We start from the raw sequence: 26,216 nt of genomic DNA, 5'->3' as shown, positions 1-26,216 counted from the left end.
GCTGAGACCAGCCATAAATGAAAACGGGCGACCCTGAGGCCGCCCGTTGATATAACGTAATTGTGATTACAACCAGCCTTCAAACCACTCTGGCATCACAAACAGATTAAAGTGATTCACCAGCAACATTATGCCGACAAATACCACCGACACCGCCACCCACTGTCGGGCATAAGGGATAAACCGAATGCCAATCACCGGCTTGATAAAGAATGGATGAGCCAGTGCCGAGATCAGAATCTGCGAGATGGAAAGCGTCAGCGCCACATAGAGCACGTTCGGCCAGATAAAGGTGGTTGCCAGCACCGCCAGAACCACAATACTCGCCACGATGTTCCAGTAGAACTCAACGTTGGTCCGTCCGTTGGCCTGGGAAATTGCCCCGGTCAGTCCGCCCATCGGCCGCAGCATACCAAACAGCAGCATCAGCGGAATCAGATGATAGACCTGCTCGTGGGATGCGCCGTAGAGCACACGAACGATAACCGGCGAGAAGATGCCAATCACCAGGTACATCGCGCTGCTGAACAGCATGATCCCCAGCGTGCCTTTGAGGAACAGCTTCTTCAGCTGCTCGGCATCGTGCTGCTTCTCTGCAAAGCGCGGCAGTGCCAGTCGGTTAATCACCGGCGTCACCAGCTTCAGCGGTTGCAGCACCAGCTCTTTCGCCAGCGAGTAAACACCCAGCATCTCGGCACCCATCACTTTACCGACCACCAGCGCATCGGCCTGGGTTCGCAGCTGGTTAATGGTCTGCGAGCCGAGCTGATAGCTGCCGTAGCGAATCGCACCGATAAAGGTCGCTTTGTCGAACTCCCAGGTCGGACGCCACGACTTCTCACCCAGCGCAATCATGCAGAGGATGCGGGTAAAGGCGTTGATAAACAGACCGAGAATCGCCGCCGCTACGGTGAGCGAGGTGAACTCCAGCATCGCCACCACACAGAGGAAGGCAAACAGCTTGGTGCCCATCTCAATCTTCGCCAGCGAAACCATCCGCTTGGTTTTGATGTAGTGCGCCTGATACTGCGACAGATGCCCCAGCACCAGGAAGTTGAGGCTGGTGAGCATGATCAGACCCACCAGCTCCGGCAGGTGATAGAACCAGGAGACCGGGAAGGCGATCAGCAGCATGATCAGGCCAGTACACAAGCTGAGTGAGACGTTCACCCAGTAGATGGTGCTCTGCTCACGACGGGTAATGTTCTGGCGATGCACCAGATAACTGCTCATCCCCATATCCTGCAGCACACCCGCCACCGCCAGGATGGCGTTGATGATGGCTAACAGACCCAGCTCGTGGGTTTCCAGTTTGCGGGCGAGAAAGCTTAGCTGTGCAACCTGCAGCACTGCCGAGAAGCAGGTGCTGCCGAACAGCCAAATCGCCTGTGACTTAAATCCACTCACACCAGTCGCTCCAGAATCTGTGCCAGTTCGCCGTAGGCGATATGCTGATTAAATTCAGTCTCAACTTTGTGACGGGCGGCCGCGACCACGGGCGCCACATCCACTTCACCCTGAGAGAGCTTCAGCAGCGTCTCCGCCAGCGCCTCAGGATCGTCCTCTTCCACCAGCCAGCCAGAAACGTTGTTTTCGATCAGCTCCGGAATGCCGCTGTGGAAGGTTGAGACCACCGGCAGGCCGACCGCCATCGCCTCCATCAGTGCAACCGGAATACCTTCCATATCGCCATCTGCGGCGGTTTTGGAGGGCAGCAGGAAGATGTCAGCCTCACTCAGCGCGCGACGGATCTCCTCCTGCGGTTTAAAGCCCGGCATGCTGACGCAATCTTCCATCCCCTCGCGGGCGATGAAATCACGCATCATCTCATCCTGATCGCCGTTACCGATAATGGTGTACTGAAACTGACCGCCACGCTGCTTCAGGATGGCGCTGGCTTTGACCGCCACATCCAGCCCTTTCTTCTCGGTCAGACGAGCCACCGAAACGATACGCAGCGGCGTCTGAAACGCCTGGCGCGGCTGGAAGTTAAACTTCTCCGGCTCAATGCCCATACGCGTAACGTGAATTTTTTCCGGCGGGCAGCCCATCTCAATCAGCTTGTTCTTCCACAGATTGCTGATAGGCAGCATCAGCTCACTCTGGCGGAACAGATTCACATAGTCGAGTTTGTGCTCTTCCAGAATGTGACGACGGGAAATATCGGCGCCGTGAAACACGGTCGCCTGTTTACCCTTGAGCACGCCCAGCTCACGCAGCTTGTTCGCCAGGGCACCGGCATAGCCGAAATGCACCAGGAACACATCTGCGGTGAAGGTCTGTTTAGCATTCGCCACAATCGACGGCAGCAGCAGTTTGCTGGACTGCGCGCCATAACGGCGCACATTCAGCGAACGCAGCAGCGACGGCTTCGTCACTTTTGGCAGCACCAGCTTGATGCGCTGGTTCAGCTTATCGACAATCGAGATCTTCTCTTCCGGCAGCAGATAATGCGTCTTCGCCGCCAGACCATACTCATCAAAAGCGGCATGCCGGTTCACTAAATCGCCGGGAAAGACTGAAATAATCTCCACCTCGTAACCGGCATCAATAAAGTGGGTTACCTGATTTAATACGAATGTCTCAGAGGCAACCGGGAAACGCATGGTGAAAAAAGTCAGTTTCATCACATTACCCTAATACTTTGAGAATCTCTTCAGTGATCCGGTTGCCAATTTCCCTTTCATTCGCAACGGCCGTGTCGACCTTGAGCTTGATGTTGTCGTAATCGGCAAGCACAGTTTTCACCTTGTCGATTAGCGAGCCATCCATCAGGCTTTTCACATCGGTTGCCATCTGCGGCAGACCAAGCTGGTTCATCACACCCATCGACTTGTGCTCGTAGTTGATCGCCACAGCTGGGGTGCTAAAGTTCATGGAGATAATCGCCGAGTGCAGGCGGGTACCAATGGTCAGATGGCAATGATTCAGCAGGATGCCCAGTTCCAGGTCATTAAACTCATCCATAATGACATGGTAATGTTCAGGCTGCGTCACGTGGTCACGCAGGGTCAGTGCAACCATGCGGTCATCTTTGGCATAGCTGTCGATGCCGGTACAGGTTGAGAACGCCACAACCTGATAGCCTTCAGCAATCATGGCATTGATCACCCGGCCAAATGCCGCTTCATACTCTTTCTGCGTCACACCCAGACGTTTATCAAACGGTGCCAGTTCACGCACGGTGATCGCGATGGTTTTACGGCCATCGATAATGCCCTGCCAGTAGAGCAGGTTATGGCTCGGATTTTCGACTTCGCGTGCGCGCACCAGGAAAGCGGTATCAACGCCAGACGCGACTTTAGAGCTGGTCACGCCATCGCGCTTCATCAGGTCAAGACTGACCGATTCACGCAGCACCAGGCTGTCGACCCGATCAAAGACAAAGTTTGCCAGCGCATTGACGCGCGGGTTCTGGAACGGCCCCACCGAGTGACCGATCAGGTAGATCGGCTTTTTCGCCATCAGTGCACAGAGGGCATGGTCAAACTGGGTCACACCATAGAGGTCAACGAAGAACGATCCGCCAACCTGAATAATCGCATCATATTTTGCCAGACTGTCAGTAAACGCTTTCAGGTGCGGGGGTACAGCGAACGACTTAAAGATCCCGCCCTTGCCCAGATGCGCCATCATGATATCAGGCATCAGGCGGTTCGCGACTTTACGCTTGAACGAACCGACCAGACCTTTGCCTGATTTGCTGTTGTGCAGATACAGCGCATCCTGCTTAATATCCTGCTGAAGCAGATAACCGGAGCTGGTTGGATAACGGCTTATAACATCAATTTCTAAATCACTGCGTGCAGACTTCATTGAATCAATCAGTCCACGAAGAATCGCGCCATCCCCGCGATTTCCACACGTATGGTTACCCACCAATAAAATTTTCATAACAACTCCGAATGAATTTTTTTAATTCTGTAAGCCGCCCAGATCCGCAATGGGCAAAATGAACTCTGTTTAAAGTAATGCTTTACGGGATAACGCACCCAAAGGTAGTGCTCCTGTTAAAACCGGCCGCCTCCGTTGTGGCGGCCGTGATGCAAGGTGTTACGACTTAATGGCGAAGTAAGGCAGTGCGACCTGTTTGCCGTTGATCACGACGGAAACAAAGCCTTCCGGCTTGCTGGTATCGACCTGATCGGCGGAGAGCGGACGGGAAGCCATCAGCAGATCGCCCTGCTCGTTGGCACCCACGCCCGCTTTGCCGTTGTGCAGGCTGAAGCGCTGCGGCGCGCGTTTAGTCGCGTCGCCCGCCGGAGGATTGCCCTTCTCCATCTTCGCGTTAACGCGCGCACAGCGACCGGTGACAAAGCGATCTTTACCGGTGGTTTTCACCAGCACGGCCACCGACGGCGTCCAGCCCGCCAGTTTGACGAAGATGCGGACATCGGTGTCATGCTCAGCCACATAGCGCACATCGACAATCGGGCTGCTGCCTTCGGCCGACCAGCTCGCTTCAGAGCGATCTTTTTTGCGCTGTACATGGATCATCGCGCGGCCACCGGTGGTCTTGTCACCGATCAGGTCCATCAGCGGCTTATCGCCACTGCCGTTGCTGAACTGCGACTGACCAAAAATTTCGATCTCCCACGAATCACCCACGGTCGGGGAGTAGAGGCTGCCGAGATCAAACCAGGTTTCCTGATTCGTGTTGTTCTCTAAACGCCAGCGCGAGGTGATGTAGTTGTACTTCAGACTGCCATCGAGCGCGACGCCATAGGACTCCACGCGCGTCGATCCCATCTCCCAGATGCTGAGCAGACGATCACCCTGCATGGAGTTGTCGATCCAGCTGCCCGACTGCAGGCTGGTCTGGCGCATATTCAGGCGCGTGTTATGCGCGATCAGCGGATTCTTACAATCCTCCAGGCTCAGCGCATCGACAATCCACTGACCGTTGGAGAGATCGCCCGGGTTATCACAGTGCTCAATCCAGCCATTATGGATAATCGACTGGCCGCAGCGCGGCAGATTGAGGACTTTGCCACCACGACAGTACTGCGCATTAAAGTTCGACAGCTCAATCGCGGTGCTGTGGTCCCATTTGCCCTGCTTCTGACCTGACCAGCCCGATTTGATCACATCGCCGCTGCAGCGTGAGGCGTACCACTGGTCGATTTTACAATCGAGGGTATCCTGCAGGCTGATGGCGGTGCCGCCGACTGCGTTAAAGCGCAGGCAGGCACCACGGAAATATTGTCCGCCAGGGCAGTTGTTATGGAAAAAGCCCTGCTTGTTGGGGCTTTTATCGCTGTTGCCGTTAAAATTCAGGTTGGAAAGCTCAACCCGACGGGCATTCATCTCAAAGACGAACTCTGACTTACCATCCGAGACAATCGTGGTCGCCGGGAAGTAGCCGAAGTTTACCATCGCACCGGACATGCGGAAGAAGTTGAGATACTTATCGCCAAGGTTACAGGCTGAGACCATGAAGGTACCGGCCGGGAACTGGACACAGATCTGCTGGTTTGCCTGCTGTGACCACTGGAACATCGCCATAATGGCGGGTGCCGTATCGGTTTTGCCATCGGCAATCGCACCGAAATCAAACAGGGTCAGGCGGTTAAAATCGTCTACCACGCGACGCCAGGAAAAGCCCTCACCGGCAAAGTTTACGCCGCCATCATTCTGAGCAGGCTGGAAGCTGCCGACAAACTCGCCGCCGCCGACTTCCCGTCCTTCATGCCAGCTTTTCAGCTTAACCTTGGCCCCTTCAAACAGCGGACGGGTTTTGCGTAACTCCGCTACGGACGGGATCTCACCAATCAGCTGATAACCCGCTGGCTGCGCCAGACGCTGGCTGAAATCTGCAGCGCCCGGACGGCTGACATCCGCGATGTTGAACAGCGTCTGACCGCTGCTGTCCTCGACTGCCATTGAATGCGACGGATTGGCAATCAGCGCAGCATTGTCCTGAATAAACTGGGCAAAGTTACCTTTGTTCAGCGCGATAGGCTGAGCAATCTCCGACACTTTGCCGCTGGCATCACGCAGGAAGACCGGGATCTGGTTGCCCGGTTTGCTGGCATCTGCACCTGCTTTACCAATCCAGAGTTTGCCTTCAAAACCCTGCCAGAACTGCGGTGGCATGGCGTAGACATTTTCCGGGGTCAGAATTGGCACGTCGCCTTTAGGCACGTCAGTGGCATCAACCGGCTTCAGGGCGATACCGTTACTTTTTGCAGCGTAGCTGGAAAAGGTGCTCACGGAGAGAGCCCCCACCAGAGCGGAGGCGGCGGTCTGTAAAACTTCTCTTCTTTTCATGCATCAATTCCCGTAGTCAATAAGGCCATTGGCCATGGCGGTGTCCCTGAGGCACGTCGCAAGTGAGCTTTTCCAGCTCCGGTTAAACCAATGACAGCCAGCTTTGCTTAATCTGATTACCGTCGAATTTCAGCGCGGTCTGTTTCGTTTTTTCGCTCATGGCATAGAACAGCGCGTCATCGCTGGCGAGCTGCTCCATTCGGGCCAGAAACGTGGCTTTGTCGTTCATCGGAACCAGGAAACCATCTTCACCGTGATTGATGATCTCCTGTGGACCGGTCGGGCAGTCATATGCCACTACCGGCAGCGACCAGGATTTTGCTTCCAGCAGCACCAGTGGCAATCCTTCGTAGCGCGAGGTCATCAGCGCCATATCGCTGTCGCGATAGTAGTCGTTGATATTGCTGACCTTGCCGACAAACTTCACGCTGTCGGTGATGCCCAGCACCGCCGCCTGGTCATGCAACTGTTGACGCAGTTCACCGTCACCGGCAATCACCAGCGTCCAGTCAGGATGGCTGCGGGCGAAGTCGCGCCAGATATCCAGCATCAGGTCAAAGCCCTTCTGGTTATCCAGTCGGCCAACTGCCAGCGCCTGGCGATGACGGGTCTGGCGCTGATAGTCTTTGTAAACCACCGGGTTGGGGATTTGCTTGCTGGGAATGCGCCAGCGGCTGAACACCTGATGATCTTTTTCGGTCAGAACAATCACGCGGTCGTAGTAGCGCAACAGCAGAAACTTGAGGAACTTAATCGGTTTGCTGAAGGAGTTAATGGCGATGTGTTCGCAGGCGTAGGCTTTGCCCCGCTTCTTCTTCATCGCCAGCAGATTCCAGAAAGCGAACATCACGCTCAGGCGGCCCATGCTGATCAGGAAGACGGTATCGAAACCCTCTTCGTGAATCCGGGCAACCGCGCTTTTGATCGGATTGCTCTGCCCTTCAAAGCTGACGATCTGTTTGACGTGCTCAAACGGGTAAAAGGTTTTTCCACTGCCTTCCAGCGAGTAGATGGTGACTTCATGGGTCTCGCCAAGACACTCTGACATGAAGTTACAGATGTTCTCGGTGCCCGCATACGAATAAGCATCTTTGATCACCAGGACAATTTTTTTCATGAAACGCTATCCACCTCAAATTTTAAAGACAATCCTGCCGACAGGCTTAACGATGCTTAAGGGTAAACAGCACACCATTCACCATATACCAGGCGTAATAGTAATAGATTTTTAAAGGATTGTTTTTATAGATAATTCTTAATAATTCAAGGTGCCACTGGGCCGCTTTGTTCTTATTACGGGAAAGGGAATCGCCTAATTCGTAATAGTTGACCAGAATCGTCTGAATTACGCGCGCCTGCTTATAGCGGGTGAATAATTCATACAAAAACAGGAAATCTTCGTGGCCTTTGCGCTGGAAGAAAAGCCCCTGCGGCGGACGGCGGAAACAGACGGAGGAGAAGCAGACGCGATACTGCTTCTTCACAAAGTTTTCCTGCTGCAAATAAGGTTTGCCGTAGGTAATGTCGTGCTCAGCCTTGCGGGTTTTATAGTGATATTCGGTAATCACAAAATCATCGCCGGCCGCGATGGCAGCGACCTGCTGGGTCAGTTTATCCGCATGCCACTCATCGTCGCTGTCGAGAAAGGCAATAATCTCTTCAGTGGCCGCGCGCAGCCCGACGTTTCGGGTCTCTGCTGCGCCCATGTTGACCGCGTTATCCAGAATGGTAATGCGCGGATCCTGACAATGCTCACGCACAAATTCCAGCGAGTCATCGGTCGATTTATCGTTGACCAGATAGAGATGCCAGTCGGTATAGTGCTGATTGATAACCGATTGCACCGCGCGTAACACCGTCTGACGTGCATTATACATAGGCATGACGATGCCAACGGTTCCAACAGAAGTATTCATCTTCAACCCTGAATTAATCGTAAAAAGAGTCGCTCCTGGCATCAGGAGCAGAGCGAGGCGCGGCGCGCGTCAGGAGATCGCTTTCTCACCGCCGAAACGTGCTCTGACCTTGTCTTTAACCCGGTTCATGAAATAAGCACGGTTGTCTTTGTTGGTGAGGAAGAAGTAGCGCGCGAAGCTCAGGCTCGCCATCAGCGACTTACCATCCATCTTGTAGCGCAGCGGCAGCTTAAAAGCTTTGTAGGTGTGGATATCACGCGGGGTAAGATGCGGCTTCATGCTATCGAGCCAGAACATCGAGTAGTTCACCGATTCGCCTTTGTGTTTCGAGCCAAACTTAGTGACCAGGTGGTAGTTCGCCAGCGGTGCGGCGATCATCACAAAGTCATAGCCCATGCGGTCGGCACGAATGCAGAAATCATAGTCCTGATGACGGATGTAGCGGGTATCGAACTGAATTTTTGCCGCGTCTTCCCGCTTCAGCACAATGGTGCTGGTCTGGATAAAGCCGTAGCAGCCGAACAGATACTCCGCAACCGTTTCATTTTTGCCTGGCGGCTGCATCGGCATCACTTTCAGGAACGTGCCATCCTGATAGATATTCACCTGGCTGAAAATGACGAAATTCTTTTTGCCCTGCGCGTCCAGCTGAGCAATTTTTTCGCTCACCTGCTGCAGTTTGTCCGCGGCCCACTCATCATCGGCGTCAAGGAAGCTGACGTAGTCACCGGTCGCCAGCTCAATGCCTTTGTTACGCGCACCAGCGCCGTTGAGTTTGACCTCGGAGAGCACCAGATTGATATCGAGATCCCGGTAGCGTTCGCTGCGCACCACATCCGCCAGCGCGGCGGCATCCGCAGATTTATCATCAACGATGATGACTTCGAAATTGCGATACGTTTGTGCTTTAACGCAATCCAGCGTCGTGACAATCGATTCTGACGCGTTATAAGCCGGAATTACGATGGAGAAACGAATGTCCTTCATTGCCAGCACCTCATTAAAGTAGTTCAAAAATAAACAGTTCATTCGACAACGGTCGATGAAAAACCTGTGTTCTGACCGACGACCGCCCCTGGGTGAAACTCGTCACCCAGAGGCGGTCGTCAGATTGATTAGTGGATCAGCCAAAACTCCCGCGCCACTTCATAACCGGTAACGGCCTGTTTGGTTGAAATGGTGTTGTAGTAGAGGTAATAGAGCAGGAAGAACACCAGCATGGCATACAGCGCTGGCTTCCAGGATCGCCTTGCCTGATAAATCAGCGAGGTCAGGATGATCGGCTCGACCTGCTGCAGATAGTTGGACAGGCGCGAACCTGACGGGAAGTTATACAGGAAGATCCTGATCGCTCCGCCGATGGCAAAACTTAAAATCAGCAGATAGTTAAGGCGATACTGGGCGTAATTCTCGCGCTTCAGCTTATCGGTCAGCATGAAATAGAAGAAGACAAACACCAGCATGATGTTTTTCAGGTTCGATACGGCCAGGATGCTGCCACCCATTGCATAGGAGGGGTCATTGTTATAGCCCGATGCCCTCTCTCCCAGCGATCCCAGATGACCGGCAATCAGGGCAATAAAGCCCGAGCCGCCCACAACCGATAGCGGCAGACTGGCAACGATGATAATGACCGGCCACCAGCGCCAGTCCCGGATAAACAGGAACGGCACAAGCGTCACCACCATGACACCGGTGTTATGGCTCGTGAACGACAGAATAAAGAAGGCAAATGCCCACCAGTAGCGCTTGAGATAGATCGACCAGAGAACGCCAAGGAACAGCGCAGAACTCAGGCCAAAGCGAATCTGGTTAATGTCTTTGTTGATAAAGATGTGCGCCGAATAGAGCACCAGCGCCAGCACCGGATACGGAGACATCTTCCTGAAAAACCAGGTATTGATGGAAACGGCAATGGCGCAGAAGACAAACAGGAAGATGCTGGCATTGTGCGAAAACAGGCTGGTGAGCCAGGCCATCGCAAAAATCAGCGGTTCGTAACGGAAAAACGCAACGGTATTAAAGAAGCCATTAATCTCAATACGTCTTACAAAGTCTTCGAAGAAGCTCCGGTACTGAAAGTCATCCATGCCGGTACCAAGACCGCGTATTCCCCCGAAAATAATCAAAGTCACGGCGGCAAAACAGAGTAGCCAGGTCAGAATATAATTTGTGCGTTCGTCTTTTTTTAGCGCTATTTCAAACAGCGAAAGCAGCAGTAAAAAGCCTGATACATACCAATATGGAGCCATGGTGTGATTCCTTAATTCCACAAGTTCTCATGCCAGCAATAATCACGCTTCGCCTTCCCGACTGGCTTTACAGCGAGTCTGATTGCACGGTCACAAATTGCGTGCGGGCGATGCCTGCTGGTGATGAATTCTGTTGAGTGACGCTCGCCATGCGATTTATAGATGTATCGCTTTTGTGGGTTTGGACAGAATAACCTGTGTAAATTGATGCGTGTCGTCATTCAAAGGGACGATAAAAAGGGGCGGTCAGACCGCCCCCTGTTTTATTGCTCAATGATCAGCTTTTGTTCGTCTTGCCGTAGTCATAGGCGTAGTAGTCATACCCATAGCCATACGCATTAGCGGCTTTACGCACCACGGCGTTGAGGATCACACCTTTAATCTCAATACCGTTCTGGGCAAAGCGTTTGAAGCTGACGTCCACTTCTTTGGTGGTGTTGGCTTCGAAACGCGCCACCATCAGTGAGGTGCCGGCCAGCTTACCGATGATAGAGGCATCGGTGACGGCCAGGATTGGCGGCGTATCGATTAACACCAGGTCGTAGTTCTTGCTCGCCCACTCCAGCAGCTCACCCATGCGACGATGCATCAGCAGCTCAGACGGGTTCGGCGGAACCTGACCACGTGGCAGGAAGTCGAAACCGTACACGCCCTGCTGAATCAGCGCCGGGCTGAACTCAGTTTTACCGGACAGCACGTTGGACAGACCTGATTTGTTATCTGCGCCCAGCAGTTCGTGGGTGTAACCACGACGCATGTCGCCATCGATAAACAGAACACGCTGACCCGCTTTCGCGACCAGGGTCGCCAGGTTGGCACAGATAAAGGTTTTACCAATACCCGGGCTGGCACCGGTGATCATCAGGATATTGTTTTTCGCTTCCATCATCGCGAAGTGCAGGCTGGTACGCAGGCTACGAATAGCTTCGATGGAGAGGTCAGTCGGGTTACCCAGCGCCAGCAGCGTTTCGTGCGGATCGGTTTTCACCTTGCTGCCACGACGCGCCAGGGCTTCGGTATCCTTCTTACGCTGCCAGTCTGACAGTGGAACGCTGGCATAGACATTCATGCCCAGCTCTTCCAGCTGATCCGGGTTCTCGATGCCGTGATGCAGCAGCGCTTTCAGCAGAACCAGACCCACTGACACAAATAGACCGAAAATCAGGCTCGCGGCGATGATCAGCAGCTTCTTCGGTGCAACAGGCGAGTTAGCGGTCTGCGCGCCATCGATGATGCGGACATCACCCACGGTGCTCGCTTTACTGATACCCAGCTCCTGCTGACGGTTCAGCAGCTGCATGTAGATCTCCTGACCAGACTGAACGTCACGGGTCAGACGCAGGATTTCCTGCTGAGTCTGTGGCATGCCAGCAATTTTCTTATTCAGCTGAGCCTGCTCACCTTCCAGCGTTTTGCGTTTTTCAAGCAGCGCGCGATACGTCGGGTGATCTTTGGTAAACAGCTGAGAGACTTCAGCTTCACGGAAGGTCAGTTCGTTCAGCTGACTCTGCACGCTGACAGAGGAGTCCAGAGCGGATTTCGCTTCCAGTGACAGGTCAACAGATTCGTTCTGACGACGGAAGGTGTTCAGCTTGTCTTCCGCTTCATCCAGCTTGCTGCGCACGGCAGGCAGCTGAGTGCGTAAGAACTCCAGGCTTTTCTCTGCCTGCGCTGACTTGCGCTCAACGTTCTGCAACAGATAGTTATTCACAATCTGGTTCAGCACTTTACTGATCTGCTCTGGATCTTCACCCAGATACTCCAGACCCAGCACGCCGGTATCTTTACCTTTGTCTGCCACGGTCAGGTTAGAGAGCACTGAACGGATCGCCTGCAGGTTATTCAACTTGGTCACGGTGAAGCTGGTGCCTTCATCAGCGTGAATCTCGCTGACCAGCATGCTGATGTCGCCGTGCGACTCCAGCTGGCCGACTTTACCTTTGAACAGCTCATCGCCATCTTTTGAGACGGTGTAGCTATCCGGACCGGTCACTTCCAGTTCAACGTTACGTTTGTCGATAGTGCGTGGGATTTCCAGGCGCGAAATCGCGATACTGGCGGGTTTGTTGCCCATCAGGCGCGACAGACCTTTACCGATAACCGGGAAATAGTTCTGCTCAACGACGGTATCCAGACCCAGATCGTCAACGGTTTTGCCGATGACCATACGGGATTCCAGAATCTCGATTTCCGTATCAGAGGCTGGTGTCGGTGGCAGAATGCTGTCAATTTCGTTCAGAACGGTGCTGGCATTCTTCTGCTCAACCTGAACTAACGCATCTGCGCTATAAATGGGTGTTGCAAACAGTGTGTAGAGTGTTCCCGCCAGCATGAAAAAAGCGGTAACGGCAACAATGATCCAGCGATGATCAATTAGCTGTCCCACAAGATGCGCCAGATCCCATCCATTCGAATCCTCTCCCGGCGCGGTTCTGACCTTATTTTTTATATTCATGGATAATCCCAACTATCGGCTTAATACGTTCACCCACTTCTGGGTAGCGTTTTCCAGTAATCCGTAAATCTCTTCAAAGGCCTCACGGCTTTTTCTGTACGGATCCGCAATTTCTTTCTGATTGAGCCAGTGCCCAAGCAGCATGGTTTTGCCACGCGCGGCTGGGTCGATGCGATTCACCTGTTCAATATGTCGCTTTTCCATCACCAGAATCAGGTCAACGTTGCGGCACATCTCTGCCGTCAACTGTTGCGCCTCATGTCCTTCCAGCGACAGACCCTGCGCAGCAGCGACTTCAGACGCCGTCTTGTCGGCCGGGTGGCCGACCAGCGCCCCCAGGCCGGCAGAGCGAACGTCTAAATCAGGCAGCGCACGTTTAAACAGGCGCTCTCCGGTAGGAGAGCGGCAGATGTTGCCAACGCAAACGACTAACACGGACTTAATCATGATGGGACCTTAATTACCCCAGGTACGGATACGCGATGCGGCCTGTGTTGCATCGTTGATACCTGCGATGGTCGGTATCAACTGCCCAATCACACGGTTCCAGCGCGTCAGCGGCGTAGAGGTGACATAAACGATGTCGTAAGGCTGGAGCTGGAAATCGGTTCCCATCACCATGGATGCCGCATCTTTGGTGTTCAACTGATAGATGTTGGCAATCTTGTTGCGATCGGTGCCGTGCAGTGGACGGATAACGAATACACCGGTGGCGTCAGAGGTGGTTTGATCCATCCCGGCCGCATTGCCCAGTGCTTCCGCCAGCGTCATGCCGCTACGGTCCATTTTCAGGGTGGTCTGCTGCTTCACTTCACCCATCACGAAGATTTTCAGATCATCGTTACGCGGAACGTAAAGAATATCGCCTGGATAGAGGAGGTGGTTCTGGCTCAGGTCACCATTCTGCATCAGTGCCTGCAGAGAGATGCGCTGTTCACGACCGTTGTGCGTCAGCACCACGTTGCGCCAGTCAGCATCAGCGGCCAGGCCGCCAGCGGCGTTGATCGCATCCAGCACCGTCAACGGAACGTTGGTGATGGGCTGCTGACCAGAAGTGGTCACTGAACCCGTCACATAAGTTTTCTGTGATTTGAACGAGGCGATGCTGACATCAACCTGTGGGCTTTCGATGTACTGAGCCAGACGACGTGACACTTCGTCACGTACTTCGCCGACGGTACGGCCCGCTACACGCACACGACCGATGTAGGGATAGAAAATGGTGCCGTCAGAATGCACCCAGTTACCGGTGTCGCTGGCGCTACGGTACTGACCCGCTGGGGTGGTCAGTTCCGGGTGATCCCAGACCGTTACGGTCAGAACATCGCCCACACCGATACGGTATTCGTAGTTCTGAATTTCGTTCTGCAGGGCAGGATTCGTCTGAGCCACCAGTGGCTTCGGACGCATCCTTTCAACCAGTGAAGGCGTTAACGGGAAGACGTTGACATATTTATCGATGTCAAAGTTGCTATCCTGCTGTTCAACAACATCTTTTCCTGATGTAGAAAGGTGAGAACCTGGTTCGATCGTACACCCGCTAAGGAATGTGGCGGATACCAGCAAGGGTATCAATTTCATTTTGATTGTAATCATTTAGATCTTCGCTATCAGTTATTTATTGATAGAGGCGAAACCGCCGCTGTGTAAGCGTCCAACAAAAAGTAAATCCTACCTGACTTAAGCACTGAACCTGTCGTTCATTATCCTTGCTCCACTTGTTATAAGTAGCGGCCATCTACCAGGGTGTACCCTGAACGCCACGCATCATAGCGGACTATGGATGCACAGCGATATCCCTGATGATGGCCACTATCAACGACACGCCTGACAACGGCAAAACACCTCTGAGCGCGCATTAACGCGCTCATTCCGACTCACGATTAATAGGCACCATCGCGTTTCAACACCACGCCCACTGTTTTAAACAGAATCGCGATGTCGTTCCACAGTGACCAGTTTTTCACGTACCACGAGTCGAAATAGACGCGGGTTTCATAGTCAACATCATTACGACCGCTGACCTGCCACAATCCCGTCATGCCTGGCTTTGCCATCAGGTAATAATCAACATCACCGGCATAACGACAGAGTTCATCTTCAATGACCGGACGCGGTCCGACCAGACTCATATCACCGCGCACCACGTTCCAGAGCTGAGGGAGCTCATCGAGGCTTGTTTTACGGATGAAGTGGCCCACTTTAGTAATACGTGGATCATTTTTGAGTTTGAAATCTTTATCCCATTCCGCACGGGCAATCGGATCAGTACGAAGTACCTCTTCCAGCACTTCTTTTGAATTAATGACCATCGAGCGGAATTTCAGACATTTGAATTTACGGCCATTCATTCCCACACGCTCGTGACCATAAATCGGTGGTCCACCGTCACGACCCACCAGGAAGCCCAGTACCAGCAGTGCTGGCATCAGCATCAGGATAATCGAGAGCGCACCCACGATATCGAATGCCCGCTTCAGGAAGCGCGACGTGCGTTTAGCCAGGTTGTTCTGAACCCGCAGGATCATCACTTCATGGCTGAAGATATAGGCCATGTCGGTACCGTAGAGCGGTACACCACGCAGGGTTGGGATCACTGACACTGAACGGCAGTTGTGCATCGCCAGCGATTTAAGCCAGACATCACGGTACTGACTCTGCTCATACTCAACCGCAACGATAAACTGCGTTTCGCTGTTGGTGAGGCTCCAGAGCTCCTGCTCGTCGCGCAGCACCGGCACGCCGTTCATGATCTCCTGCGGACAGGTTCCATCAACGTCATAGAAGGCGATAACGTCAAAACCCATGACTTCTTCGCTTTGCAGTGCCTGCCAGGCTTCGTGCGCATTTTTGCTGCTGCCGATAATAATGGTCTGTTTTTTCCACAAGCCATTTTTATTCAGCAGACGTTTAGAAAGCGCGCGGCAGGTCGGAATTAAAATCAGCGCCAGGATCCAGGTCAGTAACCAGACGAAACGCGACATCTGCCACTGCGACAGGGCGGTAATCGACAGGTCGATAACAGAAAATATAAGAATGGTACGAAAAACTTCTTTTAATTCGAACCAGAAAGGTTTGCGGTAAGTGTAGTGACGCAGCCTTACCCAGAACCAGCCAATACAAATTACCGACAGACAAATGTGTGTGGCAATTTTTAAATTCATTTCTTTTTCAGAAATATCTGCCAGCGGCGAATCTGACTGCAAATTAATTAGCATCATCGCCAAAAAGAACGCTGCGTTGAAACAAATTAAGTCTGAACATGCCAGCATTAATTTGGTAATAAGACTTTTAAACGTAAATTCTGTATCGCGCATATTTAACTCTTTATTTTATTTCCTTAAACCCGCAACGGCTATCGCCTGTTTAATCATTAAGCGACGAAACCTCTCCAGAGTGAGCCGTTTCTAAGGGGAGCTCCTGCGGCGTTTACGCCAATGATCTTAACCATGAAACCAATAATATCGTGATGAATACCAACAGATTACTCTGACTTAACCACCGCCAGCGCTGCTCACTTTATCAACAAAAACGCGATTCGGGCACGCTACCGCCCTTGGCTGTCGCTGCCAATATCGCTGTCATCATTCATAATGCTCCCCGTAATGTGTTAGCGTTACCGCAACGCATCATACAGACGTTCACAGGCGAATTACTCATTCGTGACATTGCGATTAATGTCGAATAGGTACGCAGATTACGACTCTGGGGCAGAGTTTGCTAACTTGTTGCTATACTAGTTATTACTGGCTTGTTTACAAGCAGGTCCCGCCATCCCTGGACTATTTTAGGAAAAAGACTACCAGCAATTAGTATTGAGGCCTGACGGGCAGTGCAATCCTTTCTTCACAATTCGGATTAATGCCATACTCCCGATGAGATAAATCGCATAAGCCCGACAGGTGAATATCTCTTTCCTGTCAGCCAATGACTAAGAATTATCTCTACTGCGCTCTGTGAAGTTAATCAAAGCGTCACACTATTATGTTCATATTTTGCACGATATAGCGTGGTTATCTGGGAACATGCCCCCTGCCCTGCCATTTGTACGTGGCTTCGCACTCCACTATCATCAGAGAAAACTCAATTTAAGACATTCAGGTGAACAAGGCATGCTGGAGGTAATTGCAGATCCCTCGCTATGGGCGGGATTAGTAACGCTAATCGTTCTGGAACTGGTTTTAGGCATCGACAATCTGATCTTCATCGCCATCCTGGTGGAGAAGCTTCCAGGGCCGCTTCGCGACCGCGCGCGCGTGATTGGACTACTGCTGGCGTTATTGTGCCGATTATTGCTGCTGGCATCGCTTTCCTGGCTGGTTACGCTGAAAGAACCCTGGATTACGCTTGCGGGCCACCCCTTCAGTGCGCGCGATTTACTGCTGCTGACAGGGGGGATTTTCCTGCTATTTAAAGCCACCACAGAGTTGAATGAGCGTCTTGAAGGGGGTGATGAGGCCTCCGGTCAACAAAAAGGCGGCGCTAAATTCTGGCCGGTGGTGGCGCAAATCGTGGTGCTGGATGCCATCTTCTCGCTGGATGCGGTGATTACTGCCGTCGGCATGGTTAATGACTTACCGGTCATGATGATTGCGGTCACCATCGCCATTCTGCTGATGCTGCTCGCCAGCAAGCCGTTAACCCGCTTCGTGAACAACCATCCTACGATTGTGATCCTCTGCTTAAGCTTTCTGCTGATGATCGGCTTCAGCCTGGTGGCGGAAGGCTTTGGCTTTGTGATCCCCAAAGGCTACCTCTATGCGGCAATCGGCTTCTCGGTGGTCATTGAGGCACTGAACCAGCTGGCGCACTTTAATCGTCGTCGGGTGCTTTCGGCCGGTCGTCCGCTACGCCAGCGCACGGCGGAAGCGGTGTTACGGCTGCTGCGCGGCGCGGCAGAACCGGCGGAGCTGGATGCGAAAACTTCGTCACTGATTGCTGACAGCGATGACAGCATGCTGTTTAACCGGCAGGAACGGGTGATGATTGCCCGCGTACTGGGCATGGGTCAGCGCCACATTAACAGCATCATGACCTCGCGCCACGACGTCGAACATATCGATCTCAGTGATGATCCGGCAGAGATTATGTCGCGCCTCGACCGCAACCAGCACACGCGAATACTGATAACGGATCACTCCAGCGAACCGCTGGGCGTGGTTCATGTTATCGATCTGCTGCACCAGTCACTGCACCACAATTCCCTGGATTTACGCGCCCTGATTCGACAGCCGCTGGTCTTTCCTGAACGGCTGACGGTGCTGCAGGCGCTGGAACAGTTTCGTCAGGCCCATACTCACTTCGCGTTTGTTGTCGATGAGTTTGGTTCGGTGGAAGGCGTGGTGACGCTGAGCGATGTAATGGAGACCATCGCCGGCAATCTGCCGAATGAGGCGGGTGAAATCGATGCTCGCTACGATATTCAGATTCAGGATGAAGGTCACTGGATTGCTAACGGTCATATGCCGCTGGAAGATCTGGCGCTCTATGTGAAATTGCCGCTCGATGAGCAGGGTGACTATCATACGCTGGCGGGATTACTGATGGATAAGCTGCAACACATCCCTCAGGAAGGCGAAGTGTTGCAACTGGGTGACTATCTGCTGCGAACGCTGCAGGTCGAAAATCATCGGGTGCAGAAAGTCGAGATCCTGCTGCAGCCCGATATCAGTTACGAGGTCTGAGCAATTAGCTGGCTGAAGGAAATGCGCCCGCTACGGGCGCATGATTTTCTTCAGGTTCTCTTTGTTCTCGCCCTCTTTCTGGCGATCGATCCACTGATTCAGCCGTGATTTCGCCTCACTCTGCAGCCGGTTACGCAGAACGTCATCCACCGGCAGAGAGTATTGCAGGCTGTCCCAGCGACCATACATGCGCAGCGGAACCGGCTGACTGGAGAGCGCCTTCACCAGCGCATCATCGCCACGCCAGCCGCTGATTTTCAGCCCCAGGGTCATATCCAGCTGTTGCTGCACCATGTCAACTTTGCCCGCACCCTGCAGGCCCAGATTCTGTCCGTTGCCATTGATATCGCTGAAGCTGAGTACGCCCTTATTCAGCGCCACCTGTGCGCTAATCGACTCAATCCCCTCATCCACCGCCTGATCGCTGCTGACCTTATCGCTGACCCGCGCCACGGCACGCTGCACCATCTGCTGCAGATTCAGCTGTGCCAGCTTCAGGTTGCTGGCGCTGATGGTCGCCCTGCCCTGCCAGCGACGTTTGGCTGCTTCGACCGTCAGCGTATCGCCCGACAGCTCGCCATCCAGACTCAGGTTCCCCTGCACACTTTCCGGCAGTTCAAACGCTTTAAGCAGCGGCTGAATCGCAATTAACCGGAGTTGGGGTTTAAGGCTGACCCGCGTCTCTGGCTGGCGGATATCGATACTGCCGGGAATTGAGAAGCTGCCATTGCCCAGCTTGCCGCTGAGCGTCTTCAGCGTCATCACTCCCTGCTGATTGCTGGCGTTCACCGAAAGACTGGTCAGAGAGAGTCCGCGCCATACCGCATTGTCAGCCTGTAACTTCAGCGCCAGATCCAGGTCATTCAGCGGAGAGTCGGCGTTGCTGCGTTCCCGCGGCGCAGCAATCACCGGCGAACGGGCTACGGTGGCGTGCTGCACGCCAGGTGCGTCAGAGACGGGCGCACTGGTGAGTAAATTATCTAAGTTAAGGTTGCTGGCTTTCAGATCCAGCGCCAGCTGCTGCGGTGGCGCAATATGGCCACTGCCCTGCCCGGTCAGGGTGCTGTCATTGGCGGTGAGCTGCAGATTACTGAAGGAGAGCTGCTGGCTGTCGCCATCCCACTCGCCCTGCAGGCTCAGCGAGCCTTTGATCCCCTGTGCCGGAATATCGGCGCCGGACAAGGTGTAATCAAGCTGCTGCAACTGGCCGCTGAGGCGATGGGGATATTGCGCGGCATCCAGCTGGCCTTTGAGATTCAGTGTGGCGTTGCGCTGGTTGCGCATCAGCGTGGTGCTCAGCGACAGGGTCGCCAGCTTGTTCGCGTCCTGTTCCATATTAATGTTGAGGTCGCGGAAATTATACTCGTCGCCGCCTGGCTGCTGCCAGATCAACAGACTGTCTGCTACCCGCAGTTTAGCGATATCGAATGACCAGCCGCTGGAAGGCGAAGCCGGCTCCGCATCACGCGGACCCTGGGGCGCATTTCTGGCACGCTGCGCGCGGCTATCTGGCGTCACCCGCACTATCGCATTTTTCAGCATCACCTGGCTGACGCTGAGCTGATGGGATAACAGTGGCCAGAGATCAACATCCAGCCGCATGTTTTCCGCCGAGACCATCGGCTGGCTGGCGCCCGGCGCGGTCAGGCTCATCCGGCCGGCCAGAATGCTGAGCTGAGGCCAGACGTGCCAGCGCAGATCGCTGCTGACCTCAAGGCGATAACCACTGCGTTGTTCGACCTGCTGCACCATATAGGCACGAAAGTCGTTGGGATTGACCAGCAGCACCAGCGCGCTCATTCCCGTTACGACCACCACTAACAGGATGGCCAGCGTGGTTATCACTCTTTTCATTACATCCTCAGATCAGTCTTTGTCGATACGGCTGGCATCAGCGCCCTGCTGACCGCGATATTTCGCATCTTCACGCCGGTTGTAGGGACGCGCAGCCGGGCCTGAAAGCGGTTCAAAACTCAGCGCGCCGATCAACATGCCGGGACGCAGAGCCAGCGGCAGTTTACCTGAATTGTAGAACTCCAGCACGATACGGCCCTGCCAGCCAGGATCGATGCGGTGAGCCGTAACGTGTACCATCAACCCAAGTCGCGCCAGCGATGAACGGCCATCCAGCCAGCCGACCAGATCGTCAGGCAGCGTCACGGACTCCAGCGTCACCGCCAGCGCCAGCTCTCCCGGATGGAGGAAAAAGGCTTCGCCATCAGGCAATACGATCTCATCGCTCATGACCCGATCCAGTGCCGCGCTCACTTCCTGTTTCGGGCCGCTCAGATCGATAAAGGCCGCGGTATGACCGCTGAAGGTGCGGAACTGATTACCCAGACGCACATCGACGGTGGCCCCGTTAATGCGCTCGACCGGCGGCCGTGGCTCAATGGCCAGTTTGCCATTGTCCAGCCAGGCTTCAATATCGCGATCGCATAATCTCATTGCGGTAACTCCATGGCATTAGTGTAGCAAACCGGCATGCGTGCCTGCCGCCGGTCTGCATCACGTCCGGACGGACGTGCGTTATTCAAAAAACTGGTTGATTTTCGCCTTGAGGATATCGATGGCGATACGGTTTTTTCCGCCGCGCGGCACAATGATATCGGCGTACTGTTTTGATGGCTCGATAAACTGCAGGAACATCGGACGCACGGTCTTCTGATACTGACTCATTACCGAATCCATTGAGCGGCCACGCTCATTGACGTCACGTTTCATACGACGCATCAGACAGATGTCGAGCGGCGTGTCCACGAAGATAGAGAAGTTGAGTTCCTGGCGCAGACGGGCATCGGTTAACAGCAGAATGCCTTCAAGGATGATGACCTTTTTTGCGCTCAGATGATGCGTTTGCTGGGTGCGGGTGTGCTCAACGTAGCTGTAGACCGGCAGCTCAATATCCTGACCAGCTTTAACCGCCTGCAGATGCTGCAACAGCAAATCATGATCCATCGCGCTCGGATGGTCATAATTGGTTTTAACCCTCTCTTCCATGGTGAGGTGACTTTGATCTTTGTAATAAGCATCTTCCGGGATGACCCCGATGTGCTCGCCACCTACCTGATCACGGATTTCACGATAGAGCGTGCTGGCAATTAAACTTTTACCGGATGCGGAAGCGCCGGCAATGCCTACAATCACGCACTGATGAGACTTGTCAGTCATACTTTTTTAAGACCTGATAACTGGAGCCTGCCACTGGTCACACATTACGCGGGCAGCGGACGGGCCGAAATGGAGAGGGTGTGTTCGCGCTAAGTATAGGGATTTCGGCCTTTTGATGCCAGAGAAATGGCGTCGGCGACTTTTCAGACTTTCTCCTTTGGACGCCACTCATTTCACCGATAAACTAGCGGCACACCATACTATAAAAAAAATGGCCTGCGCGGCGCGCTGTTCAGACAACGCGTGTCGCTAACGTGACGACCGAAGATGCATCAGGAGTGGTATGCACTGGAAGACTTTGACCTATTTTGGCGACAGCATGCTGTTGATTCCAACAGCCGTGATTATTGCGCTGATTTTGCCGTGGAAGAGTGATAATCGTCATACGGTCTTTTACTGGATTGTGGCATTTGGCCTGGCTGGCCTGACCGTCAGCATCTCTAAAATTCTGTTTCTGGGGTTTGGCATCGGCAGCGCCCGCTTTAATTTTACCGGTTTCAGCGGCCACAGCGCCATGTCCGCCACGCTGTGGCCGGTCATGCTATGGCTGATTTCCGGGCGCTGGTCCGCGATGTGGCGCATTGCGGCGATTGGGGTTGGTTATCTGATTCCCCTGATGGTCGGTTTCTCCCGCCTGGTCATTCACGCACACTCAAAAAGTGAGGTGGTCACCGGGCTGCTGCTGGGCTTCACGCTGAGCACGGCGTTTCTGATCTCCCAGCGTCGCACCTCGCTCAAAGGCTTCAGCTGGCCGCAGGTCGGTGCTGCGCTGTTAGTGCCGTTTGTATTGATGAGTCACGGTCGTGTTGCCACCACGCAGCAGTTCCTGGAGCGTTTCGCCGCCAGCCTTGCGGGCATGGAGAAACCCTATACCCGCGCCGATCTTTTCCGCCAGTAATCAACGTGCTGGCAATCAATCTTACCGTGCCCGTCAATTCGCCGAATAACGGGCAATATTGATTTCACCCCTTTTTTCTTTGCCGGATGTGCTAGCATGCAGTGAGAGAATGACTGGTGCCTGATTCGCCATTGTGGAGCGTTGCACCCTGCCGGAAGTCCGCATGACGATAGAGATCCTGTCCCCGCAAAATAGCACGCCAAACCGCTGGCTCTCGGCGCTGCTCCTTGGCTGCGTGGTGTTTGTCCTGACACTCTTCTGTCTGGAACTGATCGTCGTCAGCGGCAAAATCTCCCCGCTCTGGTTTCCGACTACGTTAATGACCGTCGTGGTTTTCCGCTGCCCGTCACGCCAGCTCCCGCTGCTGCTGACAGCCTGCGTGCTTGGCACCGCCGGGGCTAATGCCATCATCATCGGGCCTGCCCTCTCGAACATTAAATTCGCCCTGCTCAATCTTATCCAGGCCGGTGTGGGTGGCATGCTGCTGCGCGCCCTGCTGGATCGGCGCGCGCCGCTGGATTCGCTGCATGACTGGGCTCGGATGGTACTGTCGGTGGGCATCGTGACGCCGGTGCTCGGCGGCCTGCTGGCACTCTGGACGCTACAGGTCACCGGCCACGCCTCGTTTCCCTTCTTTTATACCTGGGTGATCTCCGAAATCATCGGCATGCTGGTGTTAGGCCCGATGCTGTTACTGCTGCCGTGGCCGCTGCGTCGCACGGGGTTCAGCAATCTGCGCCTTGCCGAAGCTCTGCTGACGCTTCTTCTCACCCTCGGGGCCAGTTATCTGGCGCTGCGCTTTTTGCCGTGGCCCTTTACCTTTATCGTGGTGATCCTGTTCTGGTGCGCGGTCCGCCTGCCCAAGCTGCAGGCGTTCGTGCTGTTCTTCCTGAACGCCAGTTTTATCTCGATACTGCTCGCCTTTGATCTGGTCACCGTGGTGAACAACAACAGCGCGCTGGGCCCGGTCTCCAGCTGGCTGCCGTTCCTGCTGGTGCTAATCCCCAGTCACATTATGTCGCTGGTGATGGATGCGTTCCGGCGCGAAAAGCTCCATATCACTGACAGTGAAACCCGCTTCCGTCACGCCATGGAGTACTCCGCCATTGGGATGGCGCTGGTGGCGCCCCACGGCAGCTGGTTGCAGGTCAACCGCTCGCTGTGCCAGATCCTGGGCTATCCGGCTGAGGAGCTGAAGCGGCTGACCTTTCAGCAGATCACCCATCCCGACGATCTCAGCCTGGATTTGCAACATGCGAACCGACTGCTGGCGGGTGAGATTGATACCTACACCTTTGAGAAGCGCTATTTCCGCAAAGATGGCGAGATTGTCTGGGCGCGGCTGACGGTATCGCTGGTGCGCGATGGTAACCAGGAACCGCTCTACTTTATTGCGCAGATTATCGATATCTCTGAGCTGAAGCAGAGCGAGCAGGTGAATCGCCGGCTGATGGAGCGTATTACGCTGGCCAACGAAGCGGGTGGCATTGGCGTATGGGAGTGGAACCTGCTGACCGGCGAGATGTTATGGGACAAGCGCATGTACGCGCTGTTTGGTCTTGCCCCGCATGAGTCACCCAGCTATGACCTCTGGATCCATCTGCTGCATCCCGCCGATCGCGAGTATGCCGCACTGACGGTGCAACAGGCGATTGAGCTTCGCAGCGCGTTTCACATGGAGTACCGCGTGGTCGATGACCAGGGACATCGCTGGGTGCGCACTCAGGCCAACCGGCTGCTGAGTAAAGAAGGCCGCATTGAGCGTATGCTGGGCATCTGTCAGGACATCACGCCGCTACGCAATCTTAATGAGGCGCTGTTTCAGGAGAAAGAGCGCATGGCGATCACCCTGGATTCGATCGGCGAAGCGGTCATCAGCACCGATAAAGAGATGCGCGTTGCCTTTATGAACCCGGTGGCGGAGAAAATGAGTGGCTGGTCGCAGGAGCAGGCCGCCGGTCAGCCGCTGAGTGAGCTGCTGCATATCACGCAGGGACGTAACGGCCCTGAGGTAGAGAGTTTGCTGTTATGCCAGCTGCCGCCGGAAAAAGTCACCCCCGGTCTCGCTGAAGATCTGGTGCTGCATACCCCGGACGGCGGCCATATCGATATTCACTACAGCATCACGCCGCTGCGTTCGGAAGCGGGTCTGGAACAGGGGGCGGTGATGGTCATTCAGGATGTGAGTGAGTCACGCAAACTGATGAAGCGCCTGAGCTACAGCGCGCTGCATGACACCCTGACCCGCCTGCCTAACCGCGCCAGCTTCGAACTTCAGCTTAAGCGTCTGCTGTTTGATGCCGCTGAACATCAGCATCAGCATGTGCTGGTGTTTATCGACCTTGATAAGTTTAAAGCGGTCAATGACAGCGCCGGGCATGCTGCAGGCGATGCGTTACTGCGCGAACTCTCCGATCTGATGCAGCACCCTCTGCGCAGCAGCGATTTCCTTGCGCGACTGGGCGGTGATGAGTTTGCACTACTGATGCCCGATTGCGATATCGCACAGGCACATGATGTGGTGCAGCGCATTGTCGCCGCGGTAAATGATTACCGGTTCCAGTGGCTGGGACGCCTCTATCAGGTCGGTGCCAGCGCGGGCGTGACGCAGATTTCAGCAGAAAACTGTCAGAGCAGCGACGTGCTTTCGCAGGCGGACATCGCCTGTTACAACGCCAAACGCAGCGGGCGTGGACGGCTGGTGGTCTACGAACAGCATCGCTTACCGCTGTCGGGCAACCATCAGGGCATGGATGCGGCGATGATTGATGCGCTGCAGATCGAACTGCCCGCCTGGGCCGTTGCCCCGCCAAAAACGCCGCAGGCTGCCTTTATCTGGCTGCTTGAAGTGCAGCTGTTAACCGCTGACGGGTTGCTGCTGGATGAGACACTGTTACGCAATAACCTGCCTGATGAAACGCTGCGTCGCCGGCTGGATAATAATACTCTTGAGGCTTTTTTCCGCCACGACGTGCAGCGGCTCAATAACAAAGGCATTCCGGTGATTCTGCCGCTTAATGCCCAGGTGCTGAGTGATGCCGCCTTTGTGCAGCAACTCTGCCAGCGCTTTGTTGCCGCCGGTCTCTCCAGCAGCGGCTGTGGTTTTGCTTTCCCTGCCGCCAGCGTGCTGAGCCAGGGCGATCAGCTCTATGCCGCGCTGCTGCAACTGCGCCAGTGCGGCTGCCGCATCGTATTGCAGCATTTTGGCCGTAATCTGGATGCCTTCAATCTGCTGAGTGACGAGGTGGTCGATTATCTGGTGCTGGCACCTGAACTGGTTGCCAACGTTCATAATAATCTGATGGATGAGATGCTGCTGACCATCATTCAGGGCCAGGCAACACAGCGCAATATCTCGGTGCTGGCCGGTCCGGTTTCGGTACCGGCCCTGCTCAGCACCCTGGCTAACCTTGATGTTAACGGCGTCTGGGGCAGTGCCGTGGCGGAGCGCCAGCCGTTGCGTTCACTGGCTGAAGATCACATCTTCGCTATTCGTTAATTCCGGCGCTGACCGCTTGCCACCCTGCTGAAGCTGCGCTAAAGTCGCCCCCTTTTTTCCGGCATGGGGGC

General features: G+C 54.3%; 18 protein-coding genes. 3 read left to right on the top strand and 15 right to left on the bottom strand.

What is annotated here, in order from left to right:
- Positions 1-66: 66 nt before the first annotated feature.
- The 12 genes from OK412_RS02125 to wbaP all read right to left on the bottom strand — a co-directional run bounded on the left by OK412_RS02125 (position 67) and on the right by wbaP (position 16,210).
- Positions 67-1,407 carry a lipopolysaccharide biosynthesis protein gene (locus tag OK412_RS02125; protein ID WP_010248120.1) on the bottom strand — a complete coding sequence of 447 codons (1,341 nt, stop codon included), beginning with the start codon at positions 1,405-1,407 and terminating at the stop codon, positions 67-69.
- Complete coding sequence (locus OK412_RS02120) at positions 1,404-2,627, bottom strand: glycosyltransferase (protein WP_010248122.1); 1,224 nt, start codon at positions 2,625-2,627, stop codon at positions 1,404-1,406. The genes OK412_RS02125 and OK412_RS02120 overlap by 4 nt, the downstream gene beginning before the upstream one ends.
- A gap of 4 nt (positions 2,628-2,631) precedes the next feature.
- A complete protein-coding gene (gene wcaK / locus OK412_RS02115) occupies positions 2,632-3,894 on the bottom strand; it encodes a colanic acid biosynthesis pyruvyl transferase WcaK (protein WP_264352626.1) in 1,263 nt (420 codons plus the stop codon).
- Between the two features lie 159 nt (positions 3,895-4,053).
- Entirely contained in the window at positions 4,054-6,270 is a 2,217-nt protein-coding gene (locus OK412_RS02110; RefSeq protein ID WP_010248126.1) for a phage tailspike protein, read from the bottom strand.
- Positions 6,271-6,352: 82 nt separating this feature from the next.
- Positions 6,353-7,387: a glycosyltransferase gene (locus tag OK412_RS02105; RefSeq protein ID WP_264352625.1), complete on the bottom strand. Its 1,035-nt coding sequence runs from the start codon at positions 7,385-7,387 to the stop codon at positions 6,353-6,355.
- A gap of 46 nt (positions 7,388-7,433) precedes the next feature.
- The gene (locus tag OK412_RS02100) at positions 7,434-8,186 is read right to left on the bottom strand and encodes a glycosyltransferase family 2 protein (protein ID WP_010670978.1); all 753 of its coding nucleotides are present in this window, start codon (positions 8,184-8,186) and stop codon (positions 7,434-7,436) included.
- 69 nt (positions 8,187-8,255) lie between these two features.
- Positions 8,256-9,173, bottom strand: coding sequence for a glycosyltransferase family 2 protein (locus tag OK412_RS02095; RefSeq protein WP_031591361.1), 918 nt, complete (start codon positions 9,171-9,173; stop codon positions 8,256-8,258).
- Positions 9,174-9,301: 128 nt separating this feature from the next.
- Complete coding sequence (locus OK412_RS02090) at positions 9,302-10,438, bottom strand: EpsG family protein (protein WP_010248137.1); 1,137 nt, start codon at positions 10,436-10,438, stop codon at positions 9,302-9,304.
- Between the two features lie 277 nt (positions 10,439-10,715).
- The gene (gene wzc, locus OK412_RS02085) at positions 10,716-12,893 is read right to left on the bottom strand and encodes a tyrosine-protein kinase Wzc (RefSeq protein ID WP_010248139.1); all 2,178 of its coding nucleotides are present in this window, start codon (positions 12,891-12,893) and stop codon (positions 10,716-10,718) included.
- Between the two features lie 12 nt (positions 12,894-12,905).
- Complete coding sequence (locus OK412_RS02080) at positions 12,906-13,340, bottom strand: protein-tyrosine-phosphatase (protein ID WP_010248142.1); 435 nt, start codon at positions 13,338-13,340, stop codon at positions 12,906-12,908.
- A 9-nt stretch (positions 13,341-13,349) separates the two neighbouring features.
- Positions 13,350-14,489 carry a polysaccharide export protein gene (locus tag OK412_RS02075; RefSeq protein ID WP_010248145.1) on the bottom strand — a complete coding sequence of 380 codons (1,140 nt, stop codon included), beginning with the start codon at positions 14,487-14,489 and terminating at the stop codon, positions 13,350-13,352.
- Between the two features lie 287 nt (positions 14,490-14,776).
- Positions 14,777-16,210: an undecaprenyl-phosphate galactose phosphotransferase WbaP gene (gene wbaP / locus OK412_RS02070; RefSeq protein WP_010248148.1), complete on the bottom strand. Its 1,434-nt coding sequence runs from the start codon at positions 16,208-16,210 to the stop codon at positions 14,777-14,779.
- Between the two features lie 795 nt (positions 16,211-17,005).
- Between wbaP and OK412_RS02065 the strand changes: the two genes are divergently transcribed.
- Positions 17,006-18,577 (top strand): TerC family protein, encoded by a 1,572-nt coding sequence (locus tag OK412_RS02065; RefSeq protein ID WP_033767812.1) that lies wholly within the window; start codon positions 17,006-17,008, stop codon positions 18,575-18,577.
- A gap of 30 nt (positions 18,578-18,607) precedes the next feature.
- On the opposite strand, the gene asmA is transcribed toward OK412_RS02065, so the two are convergent.
- The 3 genes from asmA to udk form a co-directional block, all read right to left on the bottom strand.
- Entirely contained in the window at positions 18,608-20,431 is a 1,824-nt protein-coding gene (gene asmA, locus OK412_RS02060) for an outer membrane assembly protein AsmA (protein ID WP_264352624.1), read from the bottom strand.
- Positions 20,432-20,443: 12 nt separating this feature from the next.
- Entirely contained in the window at positions 20,444-21,025 is a 582-nt protein-coding gene (gene dcd / locus OK412_RS02055) for a dCTP deaminase (RefSeq protein ID WP_004571280.1), read from the bottom strand.
- 81 nt (positions 21,026-21,106) lie between these two features.
- A complete protein-coding gene (udk, locus tag OK412_RS02050; RefSeq protein ID WP_010670982.1) occupies positions 21,107-21,748 on the bottom strand; it encodes a uridine kinase in 642 nt (213 codons plus the stop codon).
- 283 nt (positions 21,749-22,031) lie between these two features.
- Here udk and OK412_RS02045 point away from each other — a divergent pair, with 283 nt between their 5' ends.
- Positions 22,032-22,646 carry a phosphatase PAP2 family protein gene (locus OK412_RS02045; RefSeq protein ID WP_010248160.1) on the top strand — a complete coding sequence of 205 codons (615 nt, stop codon included), beginning with the start codon at positions 22,032-22,034 and terminating at the stop codon, positions 22,644-22,646.
- A 163-nt stretch (positions 22,647-22,809) separates the two neighbouring features.
- Complete coding sequence (locus OK412_RS02040) at positions 22,810-26,145, top strand: diguanylate cyclase (RefSeq protein ID WP_264352623.1); 3,336 nt, start codon at positions 22,810-22,812, stop codon at positions 26,143-26,145.
- Positions 26,146-26,216: the final 71 nt, after the last annotated feature.

The sequence above is a fragment of the Pantoea sp. JV6 genome, assembly GCF_025910055.1.
In the GTDB taxonomy this organism is placed as follows: Bacteria; Pseudomonadota; Gammaproteobacteria; order Enterobacterales; family Enterobacteriaceae; genus Pantoea; species Pantoea agglomerans.
The sequence above is the reverse complement of the archived record's forward strand: the minus strand, read 5'-3'. Positions and strand labels throughout refer to the sequence as shown.

What these genes read in the sequence shown, in the direction of transcription:
- OK412_RS02080 (WP_010248142.1), bottom strand. Translation starts at nt 13,340, where the DNA reads ATGATTAAGTCCGTGTTAGTCGTTTGCGTTGGCAACATCTGCCGCTCT.
- wcaK (WP_264352626.1), bottom strand. Translation starts at nt 3,894, where the DNA reads ATGAAAATTTTATTGGTGGGTAACCATACGTGTGGAAATCGCGGGGAT.
- wzc (WP_010248139.1), bottom strand. Translation starts at nt 12,893, where the DNA reads ATGAATATAAAAAATAAGGTCAGAACCGCGCCGGGAGAGGATTCGAAT.
- OK412_RS02105 (WP_264352625.1), bottom strand. Translation starts at nt 7,387, where the DNA reads ATGAAAAAAATTGTCCTGGTGATCAAAGATGCTTATTCGTATGCGGGC.
- OK412_RS02075 (WP_010248145.1), bottom strand. Translation starts at nt 14,489, where the DNA reads ATGATTACAATCAAAATGAAATTGATACCCTTGCTGGTATCCGCCACA.
- OK412_RS02120 (WP_010248122.1), bottom strand. Translation starts at nt 2,627, where the DNA reads ATGAAACTGACTTTTTTCACCATGCGTTTCCCGGTTGCCTCTGAGACA.
- OK412_RS02110 (WP_010248126.1), bottom strand. Translation starts at nt 6,270, where the DNA reads ATGAAAAGAAGAGAAGTTTTACAGACCGCCGCCTCCGCTCTGGTGGGG.
- asmA (WP_264352624.1), bottom strand. Translation starts at nt 20,431, where the DNA reads ATGAAAAGAGTGATAACCACGCTGGCCATCCTGTTAGTGGTGGTCGTA.
- OK412_RS02065 (WP_033767812.1), top strand. Translation starts at nt 17,006, where the DNA reads ATGCTGGAGGTAATTGCAGATCCCTCGCTATGGGCGGGATTAGTAACG.
- dcd (WP_004571280.1), bottom strand. Translation starts at nt 21,025, where the DNA reads ATGAGATTATGCGATCGCGATATTGAAGCCTGGCTGGACAATGGCAAA.
- OK412_RS02100 (WP_010670978.1), bottom strand. Translation starts at nt 8,186, where the DNA reads ATGAATACTTCTGTTGGAACCGTTGGCATCGTCATGCCTATGTATAAT.
- OK412_RS02040 (WP_264352623.1), top strand. Translation starts at nt 22,810, where the DNA reads ATGACGATAGAGATCCTGTCCCCGCAAAATAGCACGCCAAACCGCTGG.
- OK412_RS02095 (WP_031591361.1), bottom strand. Translation starts at nt 9,173, where the DNA reads ATGAAGGACATTCGTTTCTCCATCGTAATTCCGGCTTATAACGCGTCA.
- OK412_RS02045 (WP_010248160.1), top strand. Translation starts at nt 22,032, where the DNA reads ATGCACTGGAAGACTTTGACCTATTTTGGCGACAGCATGCTGTTGATT.
- wbaP (WP_010248148.1), bottom strand. Translation starts at nt 16,210, where the DNA reads ATGCGCGATACAGAATTTACGTTTAAAAGTCTTATTACCAAATTAATG.
- OK412_RS02090 (WP_010248137.1), bottom strand. Translation starts at nt 10,438, where the DNA reads ATGGCTCCATATTGGTATGTATCAGGCTTTTTACTGCTGCTTTCGCTG.
- udk (WP_010670982.1), bottom strand. Translation starts at nt 21,748, where the DNA reads ATGACTGACAAGTCTCATCAGTGCGTGATTGTAGGCATTGCCGGCGCT.